The sequence below is a fragment of the Flavobacterium sp. genome (assembly GCF_049240005.1).
In the GTDB taxonomy this organism is placed as follows: domain Bacteria; phylum Bacteroidota; class Bacteroidia; order Flavobacteriales; family Flavobacteriaceae; genus Flavobacterium.
Genome location: NZ_JBMLTK010000005.1, coordinates 1 through 17,943, shown reverse-complemented (window position 1 = coordinate 17,943; position 17,943 = coordinate 1). Strand labels below are relative to the sequence as shown.

Annotated in this window: 14 protein-coding genes and 3 tRNA genes; 12 read left to right on the top strand and 5 right to left on the bottom strand. The window is 40.8% G+C overall.

Features of this window, described 5'->3' with window-relative positions:
* Positions 1-54 precede the first annotated feature (54 nt).
* Positions 55-450 carry a DUF1801 domain-containing protein gene (locus tag ACOVQQ_RS00350; RefSeq protein WP_421816451.1) on the top strand — a complete coding sequence of 132 codons (396 nt, stop codon included), beginning with the start codon at positions 55-57 and terminating at the stop codon, positions 448-450.
* 287 nt (positions 451-737) lie between these two features.
* Positions 738-1,922: a cytochrome-c peroxidase gene (locus ACOVQQ_RS00345; RefSeq protein ID WP_421816450.1), complete on the top strand. Its 1,185-nt coding sequence runs from the start codon at positions 738-740 to the stop codon at positions 1,920-1,922.
* A gap of 326 nt (positions 1,923-2,248) precedes the next feature.
* On the opposite strand, the gene ACOVQQ_RS00340 is transcribed toward ACOVQQ_RS00345, so the two are convergent.
* From ACOVQQ_RS00340 to ACOVQQ_RS00325, 4 genes are all read right to left on the bottom strand, one after another.
* A complete protein-coding gene (locus ACOVQQ_RS00340) occupies positions 2,249-3,100 on the bottom strand; it encodes a BadF/BadG/BcrA/BcrD ATPase family protein (RefSeq protein ID WP_421816449.1) in 852 nt (283 codons plus the stop codon).
* 167 nt (positions 3,101-3,267) lie between these two features.
* The gene (gene gap, locus ACOVQQ_RS00335) at positions 3,268-4,269 is read right to left on the bottom strand and encodes a type I glyceraldehyde-3-phosphate dehydrogenase (RefSeq protein WP_094485331.1); all 1,002 of its coding nucleotides are present in this window, start codon (positions 4,267-4,269) and stop codon (positions 3,268-3,270) included.
* A gap of 31 nt (positions 4,270-4,300) precedes the next feature.
* Positions 4,301-5,287, bottom strand: a complete 987-nt coding sequence (pfkA, locus tag ACOVQQ_RS00330) for a 6-phosphofructokinase (RefSeq protein WP_421816448.1) — start codon at positions 5,285-5,287, stop codon at positions 4,301-4,303.
* A gap of 125 nt (positions 5,288-5,412) precedes the next feature.
* Positions 5,413-9,936, bottom strand: a complete 4,524-nt coding sequence (locus tag ACOVQQ_RS00325) for a translocation/assembly module TamB domain-containing protein (protein ID WP_421816447.1) — start codon at positions 9,934-9,936, stop codon at positions 5,413-5,415.
* A 121-nt stretch (positions 9,937-10,057) separates the two neighbouring features.
* On the opposite strand from ACOVQQ_RS00325, the gene tsaD reads away from it, so the two are divergent.
* The 6 genes from tsaD to ACOVQQ_RS00295 are packed head-to-tail and all read left to right on the top strand — an operon-like array spanning position 10,058 to position 15,256.
* Complete coding sequence (tsaD, locus tag ACOVQQ_RS00320) at positions 10,058-11,080, top strand: tRNA (adenosine(37)-N6)-threonylcarbamoyltransferase complex transferase subunit TsaD (protein WP_421816446.1); 1,023 nt, start codon at positions 10,058-10,060, stop codon at positions 11,078-11,080.
* On the top strand, positions 11,080-11,787 hold the full coding sequence (locus tag ACOVQQ_RS00315) for a 16S rRNA (uracil(1498)-N(3))-methyltransferase (protein WP_421816445.1): 708 nt from the start codon (positions 11,080-11,082) through the stop codon (positions 11,785-11,787). The genes tsaD and ACOVQQ_RS00315 overlap by 1 nt, the downstream gene beginning before the upstream one ends.
* Positions 11,784-12,428 carry a DUF4159 domain-containing protein gene (locus ACOVQQ_RS00310; protein WP_421816444.1) on the top strand — a complete coding sequence of 215 codons (645 nt, stop codon included), beginning with the start codon at positions 11,784-11,786 and terminating at the stop codon, positions 12,426-12,428. Before ACOVQQ_RS00315 ends, ACOVQQ_RS00310 begins: the two co-directional genes overlap by 4 nt.
* A 1-nt stretch (position 12,429) precedes the next feature.
* Positions 12,430-13,518 carry an AI-2E family transporter gene (locus ACOVQQ_RS00305; protein WP_421816443.1) on the top strand — a complete coding sequence of 363 codons (1,089 nt, stop codon included), beginning with the start codon at positions 12,430-12,432 and terminating at the stop codon, positions 13,516-13,518.
* A complete protein-coding gene (locus ACOVQQ_RS00300) occupies positions 13,518-14,687 on the top strand; it encodes a THUMP-like domain-containing protein (RefSeq protein WP_421816442.1) in 1,170 nt (389 codons plus the stop codon). Before ACOVQQ_RS00305 ends, ACOVQQ_RS00300 begins: the two co-directional genes overlap by 1 nt.
* On the top strand, positions 14,684-15,256 hold the full coding sequence (locus ACOVQQ_RS00295) for a hypothetical protein (RefSeq protein WP_421816441.1): 573 nt from the start codon (positions 14,684-14,686) through the stop codon (positions 15,254-15,256). Before ACOVQQ_RS00300 ends, ACOVQQ_RS00295 begins: the two co-directional genes overlap by 4 nt.
* Here the strand turns inward: ACOVQQ_RS00295 and ACOVQQ_RS00290 are convergent.
* The gene (locus tag ACOVQQ_RS00290; RefSeq protein WP_421816440.1) at positions 15,222-15,869 is read right to left on the bottom strand and encodes a M15 family metallopeptidase; all 648 of its coding nucleotides are present in this window, start codon (positions 15,867-15,869) and stop codon (positions 15,222-15,224) included. The two genes, ACOVQQ_RS00295 and ACOVQQ_RS00290, sit on opposite strands and share 35 nt — an antisense overlap.
* 50 nt (positions 15,870-15,919) lie before the next feature.
* Between ACOVQQ_RS00290 and ACOVQQ_RS00285 the strand changes: the two genes are divergently transcribed.
* The 4 genes from ACOVQQ_RS00285 (at position 15,920) to ACOVQQ_RS00270 (ending at position 16,797) form a co-directional block, all read left to right on the top strand.
* Positions 15,920-16,396 (top strand): hypothetical protein, encoded by a 477-nt coding sequence (locus tag ACOVQQ_RS00285; RefSeq protein ID WP_421816439.1) that lies wholly within the window; start codon positions 15,920-15,922, stop codon positions 16,394-16,396.
* A gap of 144 nt (positions 16,397-16,540) precedes the next feature.
* Positions 16,541-16,627, top strand: a tRNA-Ser gene (locus ACOVQQ_RS00280).
* Positions 16,628-16,631: 4 nt separating this feature from the next.
* Positions 16,632-16,706 (top strand) — tRNA-Pro (locus ACOVQQ_RS00275).
* A 17-nt stretch (positions 16,707-16,723) separates the two neighbouring features.
* Positions 16,724-16,797 (top strand) — tRNA-Arg (locus ACOVQQ_RS00270).
* Positions 16,798-17,943 lie beyond the last annotated feature (1,146 nt).

Here is a 17,943-nt window from a genome sequence, read left to right as displayed (position 1 = left end):
AGGATGTTGCAAGATTTTTTACTGATTACCTAATTTTAATTTAGAAATAGCGAAGTGTCCAATCCGCAAAAAATAAAGTTTAAATCTGTAGCCGATTTTTTAAAAAGTTTGCCTTCCGGCGAATGGGAAACGGTTGAACTACTTCGAGAGTTGATTTTTGAAACCGTTCCAGAAGTTAACGAGCGATTAGCGTATAATGTACCGTTTTTTTATCGAAATCGAAGATTGGCTTTTATTTGGCCGGCATCGGTACCGTGGGGAAACATTAAAGAAGGAGTTGCCTTGGGATTTATGCATGGAAATGCTTTGTTGGAAACGGATGCTAAACCCAGATCTAAAGTGGTACGTATTGTTTTTAAATCGGTTGCCGAGGTTGATCGTGATTTGGTGCGGCAATTTTTGTACGAAGCGATATATGTTGATGATGGGTTCAATAACGAGGGATCTTAAACTTATACAATTTAATGGGCAAGTTCTATTAAACAGACTGCTAGGAGTGCAGTTACTCTAAAAAGCAGCAGAAAACTGCGACATTTTTCAGTCGCAACAACATACAATTAAACCTTTTTGAAAAACGTAAGTCATACAGAAATATATTGTAAGATATCCATTAGCAATACAATGATTCTACTATTACTTGACAATTGTGTTAAATCCTAATTTGCCTTGCTGCTATAGATTATCATTTAGGAGTACAATACAACGAAAACAAAACTATTAACACAAAACCAACCATCATGCTTAAAAGAACCCTTATCCTATTGTTAGTTGCTGCATCATTTTCGTGCGGAAGTGATGAAAATAACGAATATGTTCCCGTAACGATGTATCCAGCTGTCGAAGCTGCTTTTGGAAGTAATATCGATTTAGCTAACCTATCAAATTACGCTAATCAATCGGTGCCGTTTTATATAACGAAAAGTAATGTCGGTACAAATACCATTACAGATAAAGGAGCAACGCTGGGTAGAGTATTATTCTACGACAAAAAACTTTCTTCAAACAACACTATTTCTTGCTCGAGTTGTCACCAACAAGCCAATGCTTTTAGTGATGTTGCTGTTTCGAGTTCAGGTGTAAATGGAACTACAGGAAGACATTCGATGCGATTAGTTAATAATCGTTTTGCGAATGAAACGAAGTTCTTTTGGAATGAAAGAGCGTTTAATTTAGAAACTCAAACTACCATGCCAATTAAAGATCATGGCGAAATGGGTTATAGTGGAGCCGATGGCGACGAGCCTTTTTCAGGTTTAATTGCCAAATTATCAAATATTAGTTATTACAAGGAGCTTTTTAAATTTGTTTATGGCTCGGAAGAAATTACAGAAAACAAAATACAGCTGGCTTTAGCGCAATTTATAAAGAGCATCCAATCGTTTGATTCAAAGTACGATGCTGGCAGAGCGTTAGCAGCCAACGATGGTCAGCCGTTTACTAATTTTACGCCGCAAGAGAATCAGGGAAAGAATTTGTTTTTAGCACCTCCCGTTTTCGATGCAACAGGAAACAGAACTGCCGGCGGATTAGGTTGTGCAGGTTGTCATGCTGCTCCTGAATTTGATATCGATCCTAATTCCAGAAATAATGGAATAATTGGTAACATTAATGGTACTGGAATTGATCTTACTAATACACGTGCACCGTCTTTGAGAGATTTAGTAAAAGTAAACGGGAATTTAAATGGTCCTATGATGCATACGGGCGTAATCACAACTTTGCAAGCCGCTATTGGCCATTATGGAACGATAAACATTGCTCCTGGAAATACGAATCTAGATCCTAGATTACGACCAAACGGATTTGGACAGCAGTTACATTTAACTGCTCCAGAAGTAGATGCGGTAATAGCTTTCTTGAAAACGCTAGCCGGAACAAATGTTTACGTCGATCGCAAATGGAGTGATCCGTTTTTGGATTAGAAAAGGCAGCAGGTTCGCTGTATAATCTCTATTTAAAAAAACCGATAATTTCAACAAAAAATGCCAAACGTTTCCATTTGGCATTTTGAGTAAATTTAAGGTTCGTTATTTAACCTGAGTTCGATGTAAAAATTGCGGTCAGAAAACAGATAGATGGTTGACTACAAGGCAGAATTGTTTTGGGATACTGTAGTATCGCAAAAAATTCTAACGAAGTAGGCAGCCTTTTATCTGTTTAGCGTGCATGTTATTTCTTTCCATTACTATCCACTTTCACAATTGGTTGATTTCAAGCGATCTGACAAAGGTTTTTAAGCGAACTCAGGTTATTTGTTTAACGAATGGTATTGGATGAGTCCGTCGATGGGGCGACGCAGTACGTTACCCAATTTTAGGCCGTGTTTGTTTAAGGTTGCTTCCAGCTCGTCGCGGAGGTAAAAAGCAATCGATCCAATGAAGTGTATCGGATATTGTTTTGCTTCTTCGTACTGCAAAATGTAAAACTCGACGAATTTTTCCATTTCTGCATGAATCAATTCCTGGCAAAAATCGCTGTTTTTGTGTTTGATTAAGAACTTAGCGAAGGTTGCTAAATACGCGTTCGGGTTCGGTTCTTTGTACAAATTGTGTTTGATGAAATCGGGATCCACATTGTACTCTTTTTCGAACTCTTTTGCGAGTAGCGACGGCATTTTATTGAAGAAATAGCCGCGAAGCAAATACCTTCCGAAACGGTTGCCGCTGCAATCGTCCATGGCAATATAGCCCAACGATTGTACTTTTTGGTGCAAGACGTTTCCATCGAAATAGCTGCAATTGCTGCCGGTTCCGAGGATGCAAACAACTGCTTTTTCGCCTTTGGGTGTGGTGGCGTAAACGGCTGCGTACGTATCTTCCTGAACGCTGATGTATGCTTTTGGAAAATATTTGGTAAAGACGTCGGCGAGATAGTTTTTCATGCGATCGGTACCGCAGCCGGCGCCGTAGAAATACAAATGCGTGACGTTGTTTTTGTTATGTGAGATGTCGAAACGGTCGTTTAAGCGTTCAACGACTTCCTCTTTGGTAAGCACTTCCGGATTGAGTCCGAGCGATTGTGTGGTAAAGAGAACTTTGCCGTTGTCGTCAATGGCAATCCAATCCGCTTTAGTTGAACCGCTATCTACAAGTAATTTCATATGGTTTTGTTAGCTTTTGGTTTTGGTGCCCTAGCCCTGATTGAAGCGGAAATCTTGTGCTGTGGTGGCGTTTATGCCACAGCACAAATTGCAGCGAAAAGCAGGAAATAGCTTCTAAAAATAAAAAAACCGACGCAGAAACAAGCGCCGGTTTTCAAATTCGTGATTTATAACTTTGAAATGTGTACTGCCAAGTCGATTAATTTGCTTGAATAGCCGTACTCATTGTCGTACCAAGATACAATTTTAAAGAAGGTACTGTTTAAGCCAATACCTGCTTTTGCATCGACGATTGATGTTCTTGAATCTCCGATAAAATCTTGCGAAACCACGTCGTCTTCGGTATAGCCTAAAATTCCTTTGTAGTTTGTTTCAGATTCCGTTTTCAAAACCGCCATGATATCGTCGTAGCTGGTTTCTTTCGCTAATTTCACCGTCAAATCGACCACAGAAACGTCGGCGTTTGGAACACGCATCGACATACCGGTTAATTTTCCGTTCAATTCTGGAATTACTTTACCAACGGCTTTTGCGGCACCGGTTGAAGCCGGAATGATGTTTAGCAAAGCTGCACGTCCGCCGCGGAAATCTTTTCTTGAAGGTCCGTCAACAGTAAGTTGCGTTGCAGTTGTTGCGTGCACGGTGGTCATTAAACCTTCCACGATTCCGAAATGATCGTTCAAAACTTTTGCCAAAGGAGCCAAACAGTTTGTGGTACACGACGCGTTCGAAACAATGGTATCGGCAGCCGTTGCTTTGGTATGATTTACTCCCATTACGAACATCGGTGCATCGGCAGAAGGAGCAGAGATTACTACTTTTTTAGCGCCGCCGCGAATGTGTGCTTGAGCGGTTTCTAAAGTGGTAAAAATTCCGGTAGATTCGGCAACGATTTCAGCGCCCACTTCGTCCCACTTCAAGGTTGAAGGATCTTTCTCAGCTGTTACGCGAATGTGGCGACCGTCTACGTATAATTTTCCTTCTTTCACTTCTACATTTCCTTCGAAACGTCCGTGAACTGAATCGTATTTCAATAAGTACGCCAAGTGATCTACATCTAGTAAATCGTTGATGGCAACTACTTCTACATTATCTCTTTTATAAGCTTCTCTAAAAACAATTCGACCAATGCGGCCAAATCCGTTAATTCCCAATTTCACTTTTGACATAGTCTGTTATTAATTTAAATGATGGTTTGTTTTAAGTCGACATAATATCGCTTACGCGGAGGAGTTCGCGGTCGATTTCCGTATGTCCTTTTATGGCTTGTTCTAGTGGCGTGAGTGCTACTGTATCGTTTAGGATTCCGACCATGAAGTTGGATTTTCCTTCGAGTAGCGATTCAACGGCTTTCACACCTAAGCGACTAGCCAAAACACGGTCGTAGCACGAAGGAGCGCCACCGCGTTGCATGTGTCCGAGCACCGAAACGCGCACGTCGTATTCGGGTAAATTCTCTTCTACATAATCTTTAAGTTCGAAAACATTTTTTCCGATTTTATCGCCTTCAGCAATCACGACAATACTCGATGATTTCCCCGAAGCCTTACTTTTCTTGAGCGAATCGAGCAAACGATCGAGTCCGAGATCTTCTTCCGGAATCAGAATTTCTTCGGCTCCGGCGCCAATTCCGGCGTTAAGTGCAATATGTCCGGCATCGCGACCCATAACTTCTACGAAGAAAAGTCGGTTGTGCGAAGATGCGGTATCGCGAATTTTATCGATGGCTTCAACCACGGTATTTAGTGCAGTATCGTAGCCCAGTGTGTGGCTGGTTCCGTAAATATCGTTGTCGATTGTTCCTGGAATTCCCATTACTGGGAAACCGAATTCGGCGTTAAAAACTTCGGCACCGGTGAAACTGCCGTCGCCACCTATAACAACAAGTGCATCGACACCTGCTTTTACTAGATTTTCGTGTGCTTTTTTGCGCCCTTCTGGGGTCATGAATTCTTTTGAGCGCGCCGATTTAAGAATCGTTCCTCCTTTATTAACGATGTTGTTTACGGAACGTGGCCCCATTTCTTTGAAGTCGCCCTCAATCATTCCTTGGTACCCGCGGTAAATTCCGATACATTCAATATTGTGGTAAGCACAGGTTCTGACTACTGAGCGAATAGCGGCATTCATGCCTGGACTGTCGCCACCGGAAGTTAAAACACCAATCTTACGTATTTGATTTGACATTTTTAGGTCTTTAAAAATGCTAAATTAGCAAAGTTCGACCGCTACAAACACGCTAAATTCAGTAATTTAGCAAAGCTTTTGCAATTCAAACGTTTTCGTTAATAAGTTTTTTTCGATTGCCGCTTTTAATCTTCTTTTGATGGGATGGCTTCGCCTTTTGGGCGTTCTTTTTTGCTGTCGGAATTTGAATTATCGTCGGTTCCGTCGTTAAAATTGAGGTAATCGGGTGTTTCAATATCCGAATCGTGGAGGTAATCTGTAGTTCGTTCGCGATCTAACAGTTTCTTTTTGAATATTTTATTGATGAATTCTTTGAAGGTGTCGAAATTCACTTCGTAAGTCACACCAATTCCTTGGGTGTATCCAATACCTTCTCCCAGATAATTAATATCGTTTTCGCGATTAAAGAAGCGCAAATTCATGGTTCCGTCTTCGTTCACGCGGTATTGAACTTCTACATTTCCGACCAAAGCCGATTCGTTGATGCCGCCAATAGGCACACCAACTTTTCCGTTCACGGTAATCCGATCGTTGATTTGCGTCGAGATATTAAATCCGATACTGCCATCGGTTTGCTGCCCCGGTGTTCGTTCGGCTGAAACGATATCCAGACCTACCTTTACTTTATCATCTGAATTTTGGAATAAGTTGTCGAAAATACCCGTTGCCGTTTCGAATAGGTTTTGGGTGAGCGCACTTTGCGTTACGCCGTCTGGAGATAAGAATCCGCCGGTTGAAAGCAAGGTAAGTGCCTGCGTTTGTCGGGTATCGCGGTCGCTTAGTCGGGTTTCGATTTCCGAACGCAAAACAGAAGATACGGTAGGGAAGGTGATCGAAAAATCGGGTTCCGGACTACTTAAATTCCCAGTAATGATGATACCTACATTCACTGGAACGCGTCTGTTTACCGACGGATTTTCCAATAAAACCGCCGGATTGGCTTGTGCTGTGTAAACCGCTTCCAAATTTAAACGTGCACGCATCGGATCGCCTTCCCAAGAAATCGAACTGAATTTCTTTAAATCAAAACGTTTGTCGATAATGCCGCGGTATTTGAAATTGTACGAACCTTCAGTTACTTGGTAGTCGCCCGTCATTCGGAATTTACCAATAGTATTGATTTCCAATAGTAAAATTCCGTTTCCTTTGGCACGCATGCCGTGGCCAGTATCTCGATCTAGAATCACTTCAATTTCGGCGTCGGGCGTAATGTTTAAGTCGAAGTTTAATTCTAAGCCTTTGTAACGACTCACTTCGCCGGAGATTCCCTTTTGTAAGTTGTACTTTTCTTTTTCGGTAAGAAAGTGCATAAAGTTGTTGCTTCCTGTTCCTTCGGCGTTGTTGATCGGAATTTTAATCTGCGTTCCGGGCTCCGATTTCGCATTCACGTCGATTTGCAAGGCGTCGGTCGGACCAACAATACTTGCCGAACCATTTATGAATGCGGTTCCGTAGTATGCCGCGTCGTCGCTGTCTTTGGTGTCAAGAACGAGCAATTTATTGGCGTTTATTCGCAAATCCATTCGCCAATCTGTGAAATATTTGTGGCGGATTTCACCGTTTAATCGACCTTCCGTTTTATACTTCGTATCTATTAAGGTGTTGTTTTGGAAGAGAAAACGACCGTCGGCAAGATCGATAAAGCTGTTTTCTCGGAAGTTGTAGTCGGTGTTGAGGTACGGAATCTTGAATCCGGCGTTTTCTAAAAACAAACGGCCGTTCACTTCGGGTTTATTAACCACACCACGCACGTTTGCAGTGCCCGAAAGCTTGCCGCGAATGTTAGAGATCACGTCGCCTCCCAACGGACTAAAAGCTGCGAGGTTGAAAGAATTCAAGCGCAAGTCAACATCCATCAAAGTTTGGTCGTTTTCAAAAGCGAGGTAGCCTTCGGCATTAAAAGCTTCAACATTTTCGTTTTCTAAAGACGCATCGATGTTAAACTTTTTGAAAGTATTATCGCCTTCAATATCCACGTTTAACTGGCCCAGTTTTTCTTTATTGACTTCTAAATCGGCGATGCTAATAGAAGCCGTTGGTTCAAAAATTTGTTTGTTTTGTTTGATATTCACCGCGCCATTTAAACGTCCGTTAATGTTCAAGCTGTCTACAGTTGGAATAATCTTACCCAAGTTCACTTCTTCAAACGACAAATTCAAATCCTTGTATGTCGAATCTTTTACAATTCCGACTAAATCCATACGCTGATTTTCATGCGTCATCGACATTTTTCGGATGTCGAACGAACTCAATTTCTTGTCGAAAATAACTTTGTTTTCCTCGTTGTCGGTTTCGTTTAAAAACCACAAATAGTCTTTAAAATGCAACTCCGATTTTTTGATTCCCACCACGTTATTGTTGTCTTTATCGATGGTATGGAAGAAGTTTAAGTTGTAATAATCCTGCGCTTGTTTGCCTCCTTTAAATTCGGTTCGCACACGCATCGTATCTTTTGATGTGACGTTAATTAAGTTAAAATCGGATATTTTATAATACTTAGTTTTTATCGAATCGAGTTCAATAAATGCGTTGTAAAGCGGGTTTTTATTGTCGACAATGACCCGAATTTGCTCGAGTTCATTGTTGTTAATAACCACATTTGGCGAAGTGAAATTGAATTTGAAATCGTTGTTATCACTGTTGATGCTTCCGCGGAGAAAGGTATTGGTGGCGAGTTTTATTTCGGGATAGAAAATCTCGACGATTTTATTGTAAATACTCAGATTGAATTTCAAATACTGTCCGGGCTTCACTTTAAACGGTTTGTAATTGGTGTACAAACTTCCTGCAGCGTTTTGAACCATCGGAACCACGTCTTGAAAACGGAATTTCCCACTCACTTTTCCTGCGATGATCTCCGGAGAATTCATTTCGATGGTTTTCACACCCTGCGCATCAACCGACGAGCTGAGTGTAAATGCATCAAACAAGTATGTGTCGTTTTGGTTTTGATACGATGTTTGATTTACCACGATTTCTCCGATAGCGTTATCGAGTGTTGTTCCGGTGAAACTACCTTTGATATCGCCTTTGAAAACAGCAATTGAATCGGCTGTAAATCGCAGTTTTCGCAAATTAGCGAAGTCGATTAGTGCATGGAAATCGTATTTAGGTGTGCGTTTGCTCAAATCGATTGCGCCGTCAAAATCCATATACAAATTTGGATCGTTAGCGATAATGCTACCGCGGTATAACGGACTTTTCAGTTCGCCGTCGACAACGATATTTCGATAATTATAACGGTTGTATCCGAAGTTGCTTATTTTTCCTTTGATGCTGGTATTAACGTTTTTTGAGTTAAAGCCCGAACCGTCGACTTCCGCGGTCATCGACAATAATCCAATGTCGGATTGCCCGATAAATTTCCCGAGTTTGAATTGTTCGAACAGTAAGGTTCCTTTGTAAGTTGCGTTTTGAAAATCGTCTATGCCGTTGATTTTGAGCTTTCCACCGAGTTTTCCAGCAGTGGCATTCATTCCAAAATTCGTATCCAAATTTTTTCGACTCAACCCAATTTTTCCTTTCAGTTGAATCAATCCTAATCGCGCTACTTCTTTGGGCAGGCTTTTTCCAATCACATTCGGAATCAAAGCGCACAAGCTGGCGTAATCCGAAGTAAAGTTTTTGAGATCAGCCGTCATAAAAAACTTCTGATTTTCATCACCAAAACTATTAAGCAACGCTAAATTACCGCTGAGTAGCGTTTTTCGAGAATCTCGTAAATAGGTATTTTTTAGCGTGAAATTGTTGAGCGTTCCTTTAAAATCGGTTCGCAATTCAAACTGATTATCTGCAGCTAAATCCGAATAAAAGCACTTGATGTCTTTCCCCGATACCGAACCGCGAAGTTTTGGAAGGCTCAAGACAACCTTATTTTCAAAGTCGGCAAATTCGCCGGGTTTAAAATCAAGCGAGGCATTTCCAGCCAGTTCAGAATGGCTTGTTAAGAGTTTGAAATCGCTTAATTTAATTTGAGTTTTTCCGTATTTGAGATAGCCACGAAGATCTTCAACAGTAATGCCTCGGCTATCTTTAAATGAAAGCTGATTGATTTTTGTTTGCACATCCGGGCCGTAAATCTGAAAATTACTAATCGATGCTTCTAGTTTAGTGAAATCGACATCCGTTACATTGCGGTTTGCATCGACAACTCGAAAGCGGCCACGCTGTATGTAAGCATTTTTCGCTTGAAGCAGAAATTTAGATTTCGAAGGTTTGCCGGTTTCAAAGCGATCCACGAATACGTCTAAGTTCGATTTTTTTTCGCCTTTGTAGGTTTTGATGAAGAATTTCAGCGCGTTGATTCGGATATCGCCAAAAATGAGATTTCCGTCGTAGAGTTCGCGTGCGCTGAGGATATCGGTTTGAATGCGGTTGGCGAAAATCAAGGTGTCTTTATGATGATCTCGTATGAGTACCGTTTTTAACTTCACACTTCCAAAGACGGTTATAGCTACTTGGTCAACCGAAATATCGGTACTAAAATCTTTGTTGAGGCGTTCGGTTACCAACGCACCAATTTTTGTTTGAACTACGGGTAAAGACAACACAATTCCGAGCGTTAGCAACAGTAAAAACAGAGCTACTAATACCCGTGCAACAATTCGCTTGGCTCGTTTAAATTGAGATATTTTCTTTTTTTCTTCCAAAAATCTGTCTGCTTATCGCGGCAAAAAGCAATAGAATTTACTGTAAATTTGCGCGCATTCAAATCCGAAAAGAACTGATCTTTTTCGGATAGTCAAATATAAGTCAAAATCCATGCCCTAAATGGCAGAATCAACTGTTTTTACCTTAGCTATTGAAAGTTCGTGTGACGACACTTCGGCTGCTGTACTACAAAACGACCAGGTTTTATCAAATGTTGTAGCCGGACAAAAAATTCACGAGCAATACGGAGGTGTTGTTCCTGAACTGGCTTCGCGTGCACATCAGCAAAATATAGTTCCCGTGGTTGAACTGGCTTTGCGAAATGCGGGAATCACTAAAAATCAGCTAAATGCGGTAGCTTTTACGCAAGGTCCAGGTTTGTTGGGCTCGTTGTTGGTTGGAAGTTCTTTTGCAAAATCGCTTTCGGCTGCACTCCAAGTTCCTTTGTTTGCAGTACATCACATGCACGGTCATATTTTGGCACATTTTATAGACGAGGCGGGTTTCGACAAGCCAACTTTCCCGTTTTTAGCAGTAACAATTAGTGGCGGACATACGCAGATAGTTCGCGTTGACAGTCATTTTTCTATGACTGTGATCGGAGAAACGACCGACGATGCAGTAGGGGAGGCCTTCGATAAAACTGCGAAAATTTTGGGATTGCCTTATCCAGGTGGTCCGTTGATCGATAAATACGCCGCGGAAGGAAATCCAAAGGCGATTACGTTCACTAAGCCAAAAATTAACGGATTAGATTTTTCGTTTTCAGGATTAAAGACGCAAATTTTATACTTCATCAGAAAAAAGCAAGTAGAAAATCCGAACTTTATTGAAGAGCACTTAGCCGACATCTGCGCAAGCGTACAACAAACCATTATCGATATTTTGATGGATAAAATTACTTTAGCTGTCGCAGAAACGGGAATTACGCAAGTGGCTATTGGCGGAGGCGTGTCGGCAAATTCCGGCATTCGAAAAGCCTTGAAAGCCACAGAATCTGCAAGAGGATGGAAGACCTATATTCCTAAATTCGAATACACAACCGATAATGCTGCCATGATTGGAATTGTAGGATATTACCAGTATTTATCGGATATGCAAGTAAACCAAAACGTTGTGGCGAAAGCCCGAATTCAAATGTAATGCAGTTATTTTACGACGCCGCACTTAACGAAAGCACTGAAAACTACCGTCTGAGTCGAGAGGAAAGCAAGCATTTGATTAAAGTCTTGCGAAAAAAAACCGGAGATTTTGTTCAAGTAACTAACGGAAGCGGATTGTTAGCAACCGCTGTAATTGCCGTTGCTGATGAAAACAAAGCCAGTTTGCAAATCACTGCTAAACAACAACTTCCACAGCGAAAAAGTAGTTTTGAATTGTATTTAGCTCCAACCAAAATGACTGATCGCTTGGAGTGGATGTTGGAAAAGGCCACTGAATTAGGTTTTGAAAAATATCAACCCATTTTGTGTGCCCGATCTGAACGTAAAGAATTGAAAACGGAACGTTTAGAAAAAACTGTGATTTCGGCTATGAAGCAAAGCGGACAAGCTCATTTGCCAAAAGTTGAAGAAATTCAAAAAATTCAGCAGGCAATTGCAAACTGTTCCGCAGAACAAAAGTATATTTGTTATTGCGGCGAAGCTTCCAAAGTTGATTTGTTTACGAGTCTTGAACACGGAAAAAGTGCTGCGGTATTCATTGGTCCGGAGGGCGATTTTACCCCAGAAGAAGTTGCCTTTGCACTCGATCACGGTTTTCAGGTAGCCAGTTTAGGAACAAACAGACTGCGTACCGAAACAGCAGGATTAGTAGCCGTTATGACGTTTAATTTGAAGCAATTACCATGAAGAAATTTCTTTTCTTGACTATTTTATTGGGTGCTGCTTTTTGCACACGCGGACAAGAAATTGCGCTCCTGAAATACGGAGGTGGTGGCGATTGGTATGCTAACCCAACCTCGCTTCCTAACTTAATTAAGTTTTGTAACCTAAATATAGGAACCAAAATTGCCTCCAAACCCCAAACGGTCGAGCTTTCTAGTCCGGATTTGTTTTCGTATCCGTTTATTCACGCAACAGGTCATGGTAATGTGGTTTTTTCTGATGCCGAAATTGAGAACTTGAGAAAGTACCTTGAAGGAGGCGGTTTCGTTCATTTTGATGATAACTACGGTATGAGTCAATATTTGCCACAACAAATTAAAAAAGCTTTTCCGCAAACACCTTTGGTCGAACTTCCGGCTTCGCATCCTATTTTTCAAAAACCTTTCACTTTTCCTGCTGGCTTGCCAAAAATTCACGAACACGACGGAAAAGCGCCAAAAGCATTCGGCTTATTTATCAATAATCGACTTGCATTTTTATTCACTACAGAAACCGATTTGGGCGACGGTTGGGAAAATCAAGAAGTGCATAACGATCCTAAGGAAGTTCGCGAAAAAGCGCTAAAAATGGGGGCTAATATTATTCACTACGTTTTCAACTATTAATATGACAGCCAAAGAACTCAGCAACGGATTACTCAGAACGATTTTTATACTTGCGGGAATCGTAGCTGCATATTATTTCTTGTCGGCTATTAGTTCGGTTTTAATGTATCTCATTACTGCGCTGGTTCTTACGCTAATTGGCCGACCTTTGTTGCGGTTTTTTAAGAATAAGTTCAAATTCTCGAATAACGTTGCGGTTGTAGCTGTTTTGTTTATTTATGTGAGTTTTATTGTTGGTTTCATTGCGCTTTTGGTGCCTCTAATTATCGAACAAGGAAATCATTTAGCTGTATTGAACATTGCCGACATCGAGAAAAATGTAGTTTCCTTAAAGAACGATTTGGTAACCTTTTTGGAAGAGCATCACATAAATGCAGCCGATGAGGTAGCAAAATTTAATCCAGCTAACGTTATCGATTTCAATTTTATTCCAAATATTCTTAACAACTTATTGGGCGCTTTAGGAAATATTGGTATGGCTATCGGTAGTACGCTTTTTATCACCTTCTTCTTTTTAAAAGATAAACAGCAAATTGCGTTTAATATTCAGCGATTGATTCCAAAAGATCAGCGCGAGCGCACGGCAAATTCAATCGAATCCATCAACGAAATGCTCAGTAGTTATTTCGTTGCTTTATTGCTGCAATTGGGAATTGTGTTCGTTTTGTACTTTATTGTGTTGATAATTTTTGGAGTTCCGAACGCATTGGTAATCGCTTTTATTTGTGCAATACTGAATATTATTCCGTACATCGGACCATTAATTGCATCAGTTTTAGCAGCCTTGTTAACGATGATGAGTCATTTGGGACAAGATTTTCAAAGCGAAATTCTTCCGACAACAATTTATATTCTTATCGGATTTTGGATTGTTCAGCTGATTGATAACAACGTGTCGCAACCTCTAATTTTCTCAAAAAGCACGAATTCACATCCGTTGGAGATATTTCTAGTAATTTTGATTGCCGGATTTTTAGGAGGCGTTTTACTCATGATTGCAGCGGTCCCGCTCTACACCATGTTAAAAATTATCGCTAAGGAGTTTTTTCCAAATAATAAATTTGTTCAAATTCTCACACAAAATATGTGATGACTGAGCAGTTGACCCAAGAAATACGGACGTATATTTTCGAGAATCGTTTTTCCGATTTAGGAAAATTGAGTTTGTCGAAATTTCCCTTTGATGAAGAAAATAAGCATTTTGTATTTCAGCAAATTGCTTCGCGACAAAAAGCAGCAAAAAAGTTGCCCACCTACGTAAACAATCCGCTTGTGGTGTTCCCATCGGCGGTTTCTGTAGAACAAACTTCTTCTGAAGCAACAGCAAGTTTTAAAGCCGGGTTGGTTTCGGGCGACTCACTGCTAGATGTGACAGGTGGTTTAGGAATCGATAGTTTGTATTTTTCGAAGCATGTCAAGCAAGTAACGCATTGCGAACTTAGCGAAGCATTATCGATTTTTGCGGCACATAATTTCAAGGTTTTAGGAGCAAACAATATTAGTTGCGAACACGTTAATGGATTGGCACATTTGTTCAATAACGACAAGCAATACGATTGGATTTACATTGATCCGGCGCGTCGGGATACAGCAAACCAAAAGGTCTTTAATTTATCGGATTGCGAACCGGATGTGACGCTTTTCCAAGATGATATCTTTAGCCGTGCCAAAAATATTTTAGTGAAAACTTCGCCGATGCTGGATATTGCTGCTGGTTTACGCGATTTTAAAAACGTAGCGGAAATATATATTGTTGCGGTTAAGAATGAAGTCAAAGAATTGTTGTGGATTTTAAAATCAGTTGCGTTAGACTCACCGCAGATTTTTGCCGTTAATTTATCAGCAGACGGAATCTGCTCAGAAAAAGTTGAAACCAATACCGATTTTGTACGCTTAGCCGAAAGTTTAAACGGCTATCTATATGAACCCAATGCAGCGCTAATGAAGTCGGGAGCAGTAAATTACTTGAGTAAGAAATACGAAGTTGCAAAACTGGCAGAGTTTTCTCATTTGTTTGTTTCTACGGAAATACGCGACTTCCCGGGGCGACGTTTTAAAATACAAGAGGTTTTTCCGTACCAAAAAAAGTATTACTCGCATTGGCAGACTAAGAAGATGAACATCAGTACACGAAACTTCTTTGAAACTCCAGAAGCGCTTCGAAAAAAGTTTAAAATTAAAGATGGGGGCGACGTGTACACCTTTTTTACCACTTCCTTAGCTCATGGGAAAGTGGTCATTCTATGTGAAAAAGTATGAAAGTATTAGTAACGATTTTTGGCTTTTTTTGTTTCTCCGTTGTTTTCAGTCAAACCGATTGTAAGTGGGATATTAACGTAACCGACAGTCTTGGGACTTATCGCGAAGCGAAATCGTACCTTGTGCATGAACGTATTTTCGACGGTAAGCAAACTTTTCTTTCCTTTAAACTGTTACAATCAAACGGCACGCCCATTTTGCGTTATGAGCTGATAGAAAAGACGAAAGATTTCAGCAAGGCCGTTTGTTTCGATGCATCGAGTAAAATATACCTGCAATTACAAAACGGTAAGATTGTAACATTGCACTATGCCAGTTCCGATATGTGTAGTAATTTGGTTCAAACGGGTACGGCAGAATCGGCACGTATCTTAGCAGCCGATTTTCTATTCACCAAGGGAAGTATCGAATTGTTACGTGAATCGCCTGTCATTTTAATGCGTGTTAAATACACCACAGAAACCACCGACATCATATTGAAAAAGCAATTAAAATCGGAACTTACAGGAAACGAAACTTCACCCGAGAGCTTTTTTAGTTTACATCTACCTTGTTTAGATCTTCCTTAGTCGCGCATAGGTTTGCATTTGAGATACTAAACTTCCGAGATTTACCGTAATTATAGTGCCACCATTCACTGGGAAGCGGCTTAAAACCTGCGGATCTCATAATGCTGAGCAATTTCTTACGATTCGATTTCTGGATTTCAGTGAGGTTTTCATAAGCATGTGCAGCTTCAGGACCAAAATGATCAAAGGAGGTTCCCATATCGAGTTCAATTCCGTTTTCATCGATAAGCGTTAAATCAACAGCAGCACCGCGATTGTGAATCGAACCTTTTTTGGGATCGGCTACGTATTCTGGGTTAGGCACCAAAGCAAACATGCGTTCTTGAACTGCTAAAGGCCGATAACAATCGAACAATTTTAAACGAAGCTTGTATTTCTTCCAGGCTTTGGTAGCCGCTTTTTTTAAGGCTACTGCTGCTTCTTCGCGTAAAAAACAAGTTCTACAATCGTAGACGGCGGCTTTCAGAAAATTGTCGGAAGTAGCGTATTTTAAATCGAACAAAAGCTTGTTTTCAGAAGAAGTTACTGCAACAAAAGACGAATCAGACTGGCTATAAGCACTTGCCGTTAAGAAAAGGACGCAGATTGCAAATCGGAATTTTAAAAAAAACATTAATTTTAGATTTACTTATAACGAAAGTTAACTAATTAAATTCATTAAACATGAGAAACCAAATTTTTATGAGTTTGCTGGCGGTACTATTTACGGTAGGCGTGCATGCTCAAGACAAAACTCTGAAGCAAAAGGCAACTGAGGCTAAAGCTAAAACTGAGGCTAAAGCTAAAGCAGAAAGTAAAGAAGCTGCAGCTAAAGCAAAGGAGGCAAAATCAGAAGCAAAGGGAGCAGCTGCCAAAGCGAAAACTAAAGCCGAAGCAGCGAAGAAATCTAGCGAAGCCGACTCAAAGAAAGCAGCAGCTAAGGCGAAATCAGCAGCAACAGAAAAGGAAAAAGCAACAAAGGAAAAGATAAAGGCCGAAGGGAAGAAGTTAAAGGATGAAAGTGCTAAAGATAAGAAAGCAGCAGCTGATAAAGTTTCGGGAACTTATAACGGTAAGAAGGTATATACCGGACCGCGCGGAGGCAAATACTACATCAACAGCAATGGAAACAAGACGTACATTTCGCCTGAAGGAAAATAGTTGAAGTGTTGAGAGTCAAATTCTTGGGAGCGTTGATGTAGAAAAACAGCAAGTTTTCGGGAAAAAAGATGTCGATAAGTTTGCAAATTATTTGTGAAAGCTTACATTTGCAACCGCTTAAAAACAGAAATGTTTACGAGCAATGGAGAGTTGCCTGAGAGGCCGAAAGGACATGTTTGCTAAACATGCGTACTGGAAACGGTACCAAGGGTTCGAATCCCTTACTCTCCGCTCTCGGGGTGTAGCGTAGCCCGGTTATCGCGCCTGCTTTGGGAGCAGGAGGCCGCAGGTTCGAATCCTGCCACCCCGACAACAGAACCTAGGTTCGGACGCATAGCTCAGCTGGATAGAGCACCTGCCTTCTAAGCAGGCGGTCGAAGGTTCGAATCCTTCTGCGTTCACTACGATTTTAAAGCCACTGTATTGTGGCTTTTTTTGTTTCCGATACTTTAGATTTTTACTTTTTAGGAAAAAGTAATCAAAAATTTCCCGGCGGTCGAAGGTTCGAATCCTTCTGCGTTCACTACGATTTTAAAGCCACTGTATTGTGGCTTTTTTTGTTTCCGATACTTTAGATTTTTACTTTTTAGGAAAAAGTAATCAAAAATTTCCCGGCGGTCGAAGGTTCGAATCCTTCTGCGTTCACTACGATTTTAAAGCCAATGTATTGTGGCTTTTTTTTGTTTATGATACTTTAGTTTTTTACTTTTTGAAGTATTAAGTATTAAGACAAGAGTATTAAGATTTGATGAATTCACCATTTTACGTATCTTTTTTGAGAAGCTAGTCCCGATAGCCATCGGGATAGACTTTGTGACGTTCACCATTTTACGTTTCATGTTACCGCTCTAACCCACGTATCGTCTGTGCCTGAGCGTGTCGAAGGCTGGTGCGATTTTTTGGTGGCTTGACACGTTCTGTGTTTTCCTCTACGGTACCCTATTGCGCAAAATTCTGTGAGGTTCAGTGTTTTCTGTGCGCTTAAAAAGCTGGTACGTGAGGGGGTCGAAGGCAATTTTTTTTAGAAGCAAGTCCCGATAGCTATCGGGATTGATGATTTCGCCGCTATACGTATCATTTTCCCACCCGAACCCACGTTTCGTCGGAGCCTGAGCCAGTCGAAGGCTGCGTTGTGTACATTGTGTAAAACTTTGTGAAACATTGTGTTCCATTTGCGCCTAAGCTTGTCAAAGGTTCAACCGCAAAGGACGCGAAGATTTCCGCAAAGTTCGCAAAGCGGTTTTTTATAGTATTAAGACAAGAGTATTAAGTATTAAGATTTGATGAATTCACCATTTTACGTTTCATGTTCCCGCTTTAACCCACGCATCGTCGTCGCCTGAGCCTGTCGAAGGTAGCCTGTCGAAGGCTGCGTTGTGTACATTGTGTAAAACTTTGTGAAACATTGTGTTCCATTTGAGCCTAAGCTTGTCAAAGGTTCAACCTCTTAGGGCGCAAAGATTTCCGCAAAGTTCGCAAAGCGGTTTTTTTGTATTATTAACCCGTTGGGTGTAATTAAAAGTGTTGGTTTTTGATGTTGTTGATTG

Excerpts from the sequence above, each read along its gene's own strand:
- ACOVQQ_RS00285 (WP_421816439.1), top strand. The coding sequence starts at position 15,920 with ATGAGAAACCAAATTTTTATGAGTTTGCTGGCGGTACTATTTACGGTA.
- ACOVQQ_RS00295 (WP_421816441.1), top strand. The coding sequence starts at position 14,684 with ATGAAAGTATTAGTAACGATTTTTGGCTTTTTTTGTTTCTCCGTTGTT.
- ACOVQQ_RS00345 (WP_421816450.1), top strand. The coding sequence starts at position 738 with ATGCTTAAAAGAACCCTTATCCTATTGTTAGTTGCTGCATCATTTTCG.
- gap (WP_094485331.1), bottom strand. The coding sequence starts at position 4,269 with ATGTCAAAAGTGAAATTGGGAATTAACGGATTTGGCCGCATTGGTCGA.
- ACOVQQ_RS00315 (WP_421816445.1), top strand. The coding sequence starts at position 11,080 with ATGCAGTTATTTTACGACGCCGCACTTAACGAAAGCACTGAAAACTAC.
- pfkA (WP_421816448.1), bottom strand. The coding sequence starts at position 5,287 with ATGTCAAATCAAATACGTAAGATTGGTGTTTTAACTTCCGGTGGCGAC.
- ACOVQQ_RS00310 (WP_421816444.1), top strand. The coding sequence starts at position 11,784 with ATGAAGAAATTTCTTTTCTTGACTATTTTATTGGGTGCTGCTTTTTGC.
- ACOVQQ_RS00340 (WP_421816449.1), bottom strand. The coding sequence starts at position 3,100 with ATGAAATTACTTGTAGATAGCGGTTCAACTAAAGCGGATTGGATTGCC.
- ACOVQQ_RS00290 (WP_421816440.1), bottom strand. The coding sequence starts at position 15,869 with ATGTTTTTTTTAAAATTCCGATTTGCAATCTGCGTCCTTTTCTTAACG.
- tsaD (WP_421816446.1), top strand. The coding sequence starts at position 10,058 with ATGGCAGAATCAACTGTTTTTACCTTAGCTATTGAAAGTTCGTGTGAC.
- ACOVQQ_RS00300 (WP_421816442.1), top strand. The coding sequence starts at position 13,518 with ATGACTGAGCAGTTGACCCAAGAAATACGGACGTATATTTTCGAGAAT.
- ACOVQQ_RS00305 (WP_421816443.1), top strand. The coding sequence starts at position 12,430 with ATGACAGCCAAAGAACTCAGCAACGGATTACTCAGAACGATTTTTATA.